This window comes from Streptomyces sp. BF23-19, from assembly GCF_041106355.1.
Taxonomy (GTDB): domain Bacteria; phylum Actinomycetota; class Actinomycetes; order Streptomycetales; family Streptomycetaceae; genus Streptomyces; species Streptomyces virginiae_A.
The window spans coordinates 34,952-39,544 of the sequence record NZ_JBGBPT010000085.1 but is presented as its reverse complement, the minus strand read 5'-3'; the positions used below and the strand labels follow the sequence as shown (position 1 = coordinate 39,544).

The 4,593-nt window shown below is 71.3% G+C and carries 3 protein-coding genes; 1 reads left to right on the top strand and 2 read right to left on the bottom strand.

Features of this window, described 5'->3' with window-relative positions:
* Positions 1-217: 217 nt before the first annotated feature.
* Positions 218-454 carry an MbtH family protein gene (locus tag AB8A24_RS34895; RefSeq protein ID WP_328961240.1) on the bottom strand — a complete coding sequence of 79 codons (237 nt, stop codon included), beginning with the start codon at positions 452-454 and terminating at the stop codon, positions 218-220.
* A gap of 555 nt (positions 455-1,009) precedes the next feature.
* Here AB8A24_RS34895 and AB8A24_RS34890 point away from each other — a divergent pair.
* The gene (locus tag AB8A24_RS34890; protein ID WP_369478485.1) at positions 1,010-3,259 is read left to right on the top strand and encodes an MMPL family transporter; all 2,250 of its coding nucleotides are present in this window, start codon (positions 1,010-1,012) and stop codon (positions 3,257-3,259) included.
* Between the two features lie 77 nt (positions 3,260-3,336).
* On the opposite strand, the gene AB8A24_RS34885 is transcribed toward AB8A24_RS34890, so the two are convergent.
* The coding region (locus AB8A24_RS34885) for a PQQ-binding-like beta-propeller repeat protein (RefSeq protein ID WP_369478484.1) at positions 3,337-4,593 on the bottom strand (1,257 nt) is incomplete at its 5' end.

Genomic DNA, 4,593 nt, shown 5'->3' with positions numbered 1-4,593 from the left:
CTGTCCCGTCGACGGGACAGCGGCGACATCGGCGGTTCACCACGGCGGGGCCGGGGACGCTTCGGCATACCTTTGGCGGGGGCCGCGAGCCTGCGGCATCAGCGCGGCCACGCAGGCCCTGGCGGAGCCGGCCCGGCGGGAGGAGCCGCTCGGCGCGGGGTAGCGGCCGGACATCCGGCCCCACTCCTCGACCTTCTTCGGCCGTGCCGCGGTCGCCTCACGCGGAACCGACGGAAACCGGGTCCGCGGCCGACGCGTCGCGCAGGCTCTTCGGCCGCAGGTCGGTCCAGTTCGCCTCGACGTGTTCCAGGCACCGCTCGCGACTTTCCTCACCGAACACGACGCGCCAACCCGCGGGAATCTCCGTGAACGACGGCCACAGCGAGTGCTGTTCCTCGTCGTTCACCACGACGTAGAACCGGCCGTCGCCGTCGTTGAACGGGTTGCTGCTCATGTATCCACTCCACTTCGGACTTCGAGCCGTTCACGATTCGATTCCCGGCCGTCGATGTTCCTTCCCCGCCGTCCTGTTGACGGGGCAGCGGTACACACTGCCCTGATCTCCTGCCGTTCCGCATCGAGTTCGCGGGAATGGGCTTCCGGTCCTCCCTCGCCGCGGGCGAAGCCGAGCGGGGCCTCCGTCCGGCCATCTTGGCGCCATCGTGGTGTCATGCGCCCCGCAGTGATGTCGATGGGGGTGGCGGGATCGTGTGCGGGGTGCGGTCAGGGATGAAAACTGCCGTGATTCCGCCAAGTGCCCTGTGTCCAGGGATGCTTCCCGAGACCTTGTCGGTGGTGGGCGTCCTGGCTCGTCGACTGCCCTGAGCCGTACCCAAGTGGCTTCGACGCCATCGACGGGACGTCATTTTTCGGCCACCTCGACGCGATGGCTCAGATATGGCGCGACGATGGTGCCATATGTGTGCCATGTTGGCGTCACGCACCTCGGCGGCGCAGCTCGCGGCGTCACCTCCTCGTTCCGTACCGATTCACACAGGAGTTCTGTCCCATGGCCACCTTCCTTTACAAAGTGGGCCGTCTCGCCTTCCGGCGACGAGGCCTGGTGTCACTGCTGTGGCTCGCCGTCCTCGTCGGGGTCGGCTTCGCCGCCTCCACCGCCCCGCCGCCGCCCACCGACACGTTCTCGATGCCGGGTACGGAGTCGCAGAAGGCTTTCGACCTGCTGAAGGAGAAGTTCCCGGCCATGAGCGTGGACGGCGCGACCGCCCGCGTCGTGGTCCGGGCCCCCGCCGGCGCGAAGCTCTCCGAACCCGCCGAGAAGACCAAGGTCGAGAACCTCGTCGGCGCGCTGGCCGAGGCACCGGACGTCGTGTCGGCCTCCGACCCCTTCAAGACCGGCGCCCTCAGCCAGGACGGCACCACGGCGTACGCCGTGGCCACGTACAAGGTCTCCGCGCTCAAGGTGAGCGACGAGGCGCACAAGGGCCTGGACCAGGCGCTCGCGGACGCCCGGACCACCGGGCTGGTGGTCGAGGCAGGCGGTGACGCCGTCCAGGTGGGCGGAGCGCCCGGCGGCGGTGCCGAAGGCATCGGCATCCTCGTCTCCGCCATCGTCCTGGTCCTCACCTTCGGCTCGATGATCGCCGCCGGCATGCCCCTGCTGACGGCCATCATGGGCGTCGCCATCGGCGGCGCGGCCATCACCGCACTCGGCAGCACCCTCGGACTGTCCAGCACGACCTCCACCCTCGCGCTGATGATCGGCCTCGCGGTCGGCATCGACTACGCCCTGTTCATCGTCTCCCGCTACCGCTCCGAACTGGCCGAGGGCCGGGAGCGCCAGGACGCCGCGGGACGGGCCGTCGGTACGGCCGGCTCCGCCGTCGTCTTCGCCGGACTCACCGTCATCGTCGCCCTCGCGGGCCTCAGCGTGGTGAACATTCCGATGCTCACCAAGATGGGCCTCGCCGCAGCCGGTACGGTCGCCGTCTCCGTCCTCATAGCGATCACCCTCGTCCCGGCCCTGCTCGGTTTCGCACCGATCAAGGTCATGCCCCGCAGGGAACGCAAGCGGTTCTACGGCAAGCCGCTCACGGAGCGTCAGCAGCGCAAGGCCGACAAGCGGGCCGCGCGCCGGAAGCCGAACCTGGGCACCCGCTGGGCGACCTTCGTCGTCCGCCGCCCGCTGGCCGTCCTGCTCCTCGGCGTCGTGGGTCTCGGCGTCGTCGCCGTGCCCGCGGCCGGCCTGCAGCTCGGCCTGCCCGGCGAGGGCACCATGGCTCCGGACACGACGCAGCGCAAGGCGTACGACATGCTGTCCGAGTCCTTCGGGGCCGGGTTCAACGGGCCGCTGATGGTCACCGTCCAGGCCGAGGACGCGGCGACGGCGGCCGCCACCGTGGGCAAGGAGCTCGGCAAGGTCGAGGGGGTCGCGGCGGTGACCCCCGCCACGCCCAACGACAAGGGCGACACCGCGGTCCTCACCCTCGTCCCGAAGACCGGCCCCGCCGAGCCCGAGACCGAGGAACTGGTCGGGAAGATCCGGGGCATCGCGGGCGGCCTCGGGGCCGACAACGGCGCCGAGATCCTGGTGACCGGCCAGACCGCCCTGTTCATCGACTTCTCCCGGACCCTCGACGACGCGATGTTGCCGTACCTGGGCCTGGTCGTCGGACTCGCCTTCGTGCTGCTGGTGCTCGTCTTCCGCTCGCTGCTCGTCCCGCTCAAGGCGGCCCTGGGCTTCCTGCTCTCCGTCAGCGCGGCCCTCGGCGCGGTCGTGGCCGTCTTCCAGTGGGGCTGGCTCTCGGACCTCTTCGGCATCGACCAGCCGGGCCCGATCATGAGCACGCTGCCGATCTTCATGATCGGCGTGGTGTTCGGTCTCGCGATGGACTACGAGGTCTTCCTCGTGACCCGGATGCGGGAGGCCTACGTGCACGGGGCGCAGCCCGACGAAGCGGTGATCACCGGCTTCCGCTACGGCGGCCGGGTGGTCGGCGCCGCCGCGATCATCATGGTCAGCGTCTTCTCCGGCTTCATCATGGAGGTGAACGTCTTCGTCAAGATGGTCGGCTTCAGCCTCGCGATCGCCGTCCTCTTCGATGCCTTCGTCGTCCGCATGGCCCTGGTGCCCGCCCTGTTCGCCCTGCTCGGCCGGTCGGCCTGGTGGCTGCCCCGTTGGCTCGACCGGCTCCTGCCGAACATGGACGTCGAGGGCGAGAAGCTCAGCCGGACGCCCGTCGCCCCGGTCCTGCCCACCCAGCGGAGCCGGGAGCACGAGGCCCACATCCCGGGCTGATGACCCACCGAGCGGACAGCCCGTACACCGACGGCCCCGAGCCGCCGGTGTACGGGCTGTCCCGCGCTCGTGGGGCCTTACCGCGTCGGCACGGCGATCAGCACACGCTCCTCACGGGCGTAGAGCTGCTCGCCGTCCGCGTCCGGAGCCAGCAGGTAGGCATCCGTCTCGTAGCGCCAGACCGCGTGGTGGGAGCGGGAGTCGACGGCCCGCAGGCCGGCCGCGTCCATGCTGTAGACGTGGGTCGCGGTCACCACCGGGGCGATCTCACGATTCGGATCCATCCCGTCCGGGGCGATCTCCTCCCAGCGCAGCACGCCGATGTCGGCGCCGACGGCGACGATGCCCCGGGTGCCTTCCACGGCGTACACGACCCCGTCCCGGAGCGTCGGCAGGCCGTACCGGCGTTGGGCGACCACCTTGCCGACGTCGCGCTCGCTCCCGAACGACCACGCCACCGTCCCGTCGGCGAGCCGCAGCGCCTGCAGCTGCTCCGCGCCGACATAGACATGCTCGTGGTCCGTGACCAGCTCGTGCGGAGTCGCGCCCGGCGACGACAGCGACACGGCCCAGCGCTCGGCGCCGCCGGTGGCATCGTGCAGGGACACCCGCAGGGCGTCCCCCTGCTCCGCCCGCTGCCACAACAGCACCCCGCCCGGCACCGCCTTGACCCGGACCAGGAGTGGGCGCCGCCGCTCGGTCGAGTGCGCGGAGGGGCTCGTCGTCGGCTGCCGCCACAGCTCCTTGCCGGTCCTCAGGTGGGCGGCCACCACGAACCACTGCTCGTTCGCGGCCGCCTTGGTGCAGAGGAACACGCTGTCCCCGGCCACGCCTAGGATCTGGTCGAGCACCTGCGTACCGTCGAAGGCGGGCAGCCGCACGAGCGGCGCCTGCTCACGGCCCGTCTCCAGGGACAGCGGCACCACCGAGAGGGCCTTGTCCGCGGCGTCCGGCTTCCGGAGCGCGTACAGCACCGTGCCGTCGGTGGCCGTGCGCCAGGCGTCCTCGTACCCCTGGAAGTCCGTCAGGTGCGTGCCGTTCTTCGGGGAGACGCTGGTGGTCGCGACCCCGGCGGCCATGACCAGCGTGCCACCCACCCGCACCGGCACCCCGCCCACCGGGGGCCGTGCCATGTCGACCTGCCACAGCGCGTCGGGCGGCGGCTTCAAGGCGAGCGGGCCGGGCTCCGCCGCCTCCTCCTCGCCGCGACCGCCGAGCCAGGCCCACAGCCCGCCTCCCGCCGCGACCGCCACCGAGCCGGCCACTCCAGCACCGACGGCCAGCAGCCTGCGGCGCGACATGCCGCCGCTGTCGCCACCGGCGACGACGGTGGC

What these genes read in the sequence shown, in the direction of transcription:
- AB8A24_RS34895 (WP_328961240.1), bottom strand. Translation starts at nt 454, where the DNA reads ATGAGCAGCAACCCGTTCAACGACGGCGACGGCCGGTTCTACGTCGTG.
- AB8A24_RS34890 (WP_369478485.1), top strand. Translation starts at nt 1,010, where the DNA reads ATGGCCACCTTCCTTTACAAAGTGGGCCGTCTCGCCTTCCGGCGACGA.